Below are 4,014 nucleotides of genomic sequence, written 5' to 3'. Positions count from 1 at the left end.
CTTATAATCTTTGTTATCTATAACAATCCTTACATCTCTTGTTCTATTTTTATAATCTTTTTCACCTGCTGTATATGATGTATGTTCAAGTTCAACTTCATTAAGATTTTCAATAGTGAATTTTGAAAATTCTCTTTCTATTTCATCCTTTGCGAAGAAATGATAAATAGCGTTTTCAACTCCTTTTTCCTTGAGAATGAAACTGCCTTCTTCGACTTTTTCCCCATTTTTCATACCGAGATGATAAAGTGTATTATTGATTGATCTTATGCTTGCAAATAATCTGCCTCCGGGTTTTAGCACTCTATATATTTCAGATATAGTCTTTCTGCATTCGGAAATTGTGCCTATATGAATCACTCTCCAGGCAAGAATAAAATTGAAGGTATTATCTTTAAAAGGAAGATAGAGCATATTGCCTTTTGAGACAAGAACCATTGAATTTTTTATGTATTTTTTGGCATTCTCAATAGCTTTTTCAGAGATGTCCAAGGCGTATGTTTTTCGCCATTTTTGAGATAATATTGGAATATGGCGTCCCAATCCGCAGCCTATGTCAAGGGCATTTTCACCGCTTTGGAGTTTCTTTGTATATTCCATTACCAACTTATCAGGCGTATTTAGAGAATATGCTCCTGTAGAAAAGGTTTCATTCCAAATTTTGTTCTTGTCTTTTGGTGAATTCTTCATCATTCTTTGTAATTATAATTCTTTTCACTATAATCTCTTCACAATTTCCGGAAGTATTTCTCCTGCTTTGCCCATTATTGATATATCTGCAATGTAGTTTGTCAGAGGAGTGCTTTCCAAATTGATTTCTATGATCTTTGCTCCACTGTCTTTTGCTATAACAGGAATTTCCGCGGCGGGAGTTACGATTGCCGATGTTCCAATAACAAGCATAATATCGCAGGACCGTGCTTCGGCATAAGACTCTGTGATTGCCCTTTGTGGAATCGGTTCTCCAAAAAAAACTACATCAGGCCTCAATATGCCGCCGCATTGGCATTTAGGAGGTATTTCTTTGTAAAGTTCTTTTTCAGTTTTTACAACCTTACCACACTTCAAGCAAAGAAGCCGCATATTATTGCCGTGAAACTCTATTACTCTTTTGCTCCCGGCTGCCTGATGGAGGCCATCAACATTTTGAGTTATGATAGAACTCAATTTTCCCAATCTTTCCATTTCAGCAAGAGCTAAATGCCCTTTGTTGGGTTTTGCTTCAAAGATGACATCGATGAGCTCTTTTATCATTTGCCAAACTTTTGCAGGATCTTTTAAAAAAGAATCGATATAAGCGTATTCTTCCGGATCATACTTTTCCCAAATACCATTGTTTCCGCGAAAAGGCGCAATGCCGCTTTCTGCCGAGATTCCGGCGCCTGTTAGCGCTGAAACCTTTTTGGCATTTTTTATAAAATCTGCCGATTTTTGAATTTCTTTATCCATAGTTGTTGCTTGAAAGATTTTTTTGAGAACTTTTAGATGTAATGAAGGGGAATTTCAAGAGTTATTCTCGAGCTTCAATCTCTTCATCCTCTTTTTTCCCTTCCGTTGGAAGTTTGATTATGAATGTTGTTCCTTTGTCGATTTCCGAGTCTATTTCAATCAATCCACCATGTTTTTCTATGATTCCATGCACAATTGAAAGTCCAAGACCTGTTCCAACTCCTACTTCCTTAGTAGTGAAAAAAGGTTCAAAAATCTTCTCTTTTATCTCTGGCGGAATACCGCATCCTGTATCAGAGATTCTTATAGATATAAAGGTTTTGGATTCGTTTTTTGTCGTTATAGTAATCTTTCCGGGCTTTTTCTTTATTGCCTGAAAAGCATTTATGAGAAGATTGAGAATGACCTGACTTATTTCACCCATATTGCCATAAACTTTATAAATATCCTTTGAGAGGTTTTTTTCTATTGAAACATTTTTTACCTGAAACTGATTGCCTATGATTTCCAAGGTTTGTTCAATACAGTCATTTATATTGAAATGGTCATATTTTTCAGATCTCGATTGTCGTGAAAAAGCCAGAAGATTTTCTACGATATGTTTGCATCGCTTTCCTCCAAGGGCTGCAGTATTAATCCATCTGTCTTTCTTTTTCTCAATCTTTAAAAGTTTGTTGAAAAAGGATTTGATTTCTTCAAGAGCATCTGCATTCTTTATTTCTCTTTCACATAGCTGAATCAAGGCATTACATTTTTCTTCATCAATCTTTTCAAGGTCGTTTATGAGCTGAAGATTTGTTACAACACCTGTAAGAGGATTATTGATTTCATGGGCAACACCTCCTGCCAACTGTCCGAGGGCAGCCATCTTTTCTGACTGAAAGAGCTGTGCCTGTGTTTGTTCAAGCTTAAATGAAGTGTCTTCAAGTTTAAGTTTTCTTTCTTCCGTAAGGATAGCATTTTCTGTGGCAATTCCGATCTGAGCCGCAATAATCGACAACAATTCAGCATCAGTTTCTTCAAAATTTTTTCCATCAACTTTATTCATACTTATTATTACCCCTAAGGGTTCAGCTTTTGAGATAACAGGTGTCAAGAGAATATTTATAGTTTCAGGCAATGCATCCAATACTTTTTCCCTCATCTTCATATCTTTTGGAAGGACTTCATCTGATTTCATTTCGTTTCTTATGATGCTCTTCTTTTGCCTTAATACAAAATTAGCAAGTTCTAATTCATCAGGAGATTGATATTTTAGAAGGTCGTTAATTCCACCTCCTGTTCCGTAATTATGGCTTAGTTTTCCGGTTTTTTTATCAACAATTAGCAATGTGTGGGCTTCGCAGGGTATCATCTCGTTTATACCTTCAATTGAAACCTTTAACAGTTCATTAAAATCAAGAGTTGAACAAATGAGATTTCCAAGCTCACTTGTTTTCTTTAGTTCCTGAAGAAGCTCTTTGTTAAAATCTGAAACATTCATATATCGTGTTGCATTCCAAAGGGCTATGGATAAAAGTTCGGTTATTCTTTTTATAATATTGAAAAGACGGGGTGTTATGCGCTTCCCCTCTGCATTTTCTGTTGTAGATATGAAAAGAAATCCTGCAACTCTTTCCTTGAATAAGACAGGAAATATTGCGACAGAGCTTATATTGGCAATGTGCATCGCTTTTTTTATGTTCCCTTCAGGCAGTTGTGTAGTATCTTCGATATACAATTCTTTTTTTGATTCAAGTAGATATCTGGATAATTCAAAGTCATAGGCATTACCCGATGGGAATTTGCTTATTACATCGTTATCAATTCCACGGCTTTCAATATGTCTGATATAGTTTTTTTCATCTATTTCAAAATAGGAACATTTATCGATGGGGAGCTTATTCTTGATTTCATCCAAGACAATCTTTATTATCTTTGAGAAGTTAAGAGATGAAACTATGTCTTTTGTTATGACAGAGATAATTTCAAGGTCTATTTCCTTTTCCGTTAACCTTTCAATTGTGAATTGTTCACGTTTGACGAGATTAAATTTTGTAGTAAGTTTTTTTACCATCATGCTGAAATTTTCCATTCTAATAGGCCGAATCATACATGCGGCAAAGCTGTCTATTTTGAAAAATGACCTTGCTTCATCAGCATGAAGGATATCTGTCACTATGACTATATAGGTTTCAGCATATTTTTCTCGGACCTTTCTGTAGAAATTTTTGCACGAATCATCGGCTGATGAGTAAGGGATTACATTGACAGCAAACTCACCGTATTTTTCGATAAGTCTTTCGCCTTCATCTGCATCCTTTGCAAAGAAGAGGTCGAGGCAGTATTCATTACAGATGTTTATAAAGCTGTCGCCCCAATCTTTTGTAATGTCTCCGATAATGAGAATCTTGTTGTTTTCAGAGAATGCGCCTTCATAGGATGATATCTGCATCATATTTTCAATGTATTCCATAATCCATTGCCTTGAAAGTATGATAATCTTATTTGAAGTTTTTATAGTGCAGGAATGGGATTTTGTCAAAATTATTAAGATGTTGAAAGTGAGATTTTCTCCTTTTGCTT

At 35.4% G+C, this 4,014-nt stretch carries 3 protein-coding genes; all 3 read right to left on the bottom strand.

Features of this window, described 5'->3' with window-relative positions:
• A partial coding sequence (locus D6734_09350) for a class I SAM-dependent methyltransferase (GenBank protein RMF93765.1) occupies positions 1-690 on the bottom strand: 690 nt, incomplete at its 3' end.
• A 27-nt stretch (positions 691-717) separates the two neighbouring features.
• On the bottom strand, positions 718-1,449 hold the full coding sequence (locus D6734_09345) for an NAD-dependent deacylase (protein ID RMF93764.1): 732 nt from the start codon (positions 1,447-1,449) through the stop codon (positions 718-720).
• A gap of 61 nt (positions 1,450-1,510) precedes the next feature.
• A partial coding sequence (locus D6734_09340) for a GHKL domain-containing protein (protein RMF93763.1) occupies positions 1,511-4,014 on the bottom strand: 2,504 nt, incomplete at its 5' end.

The organism is Candidatus Schekmanbacteria bacterium (genome assembly GCA_003695725.1).
Lineage (GTDB): Bacteria > Schekmanbacteria > GWA2-38-11 > GWA2-38-11 > J061 > J061.
This window is presented reverse-complemented; position numbering and strand designations above follow the sequence as displayed.

Bases quoted from the DNA above. Each gene is read 5' to 3' on its own strand.
- D6734_09345 (RMF93764.1), bottom strand. From the start codon at position 1,449: ATGGATAAAGAAATTCAAAAATCGGCAGATTTTATAAAAAATGCCAAA.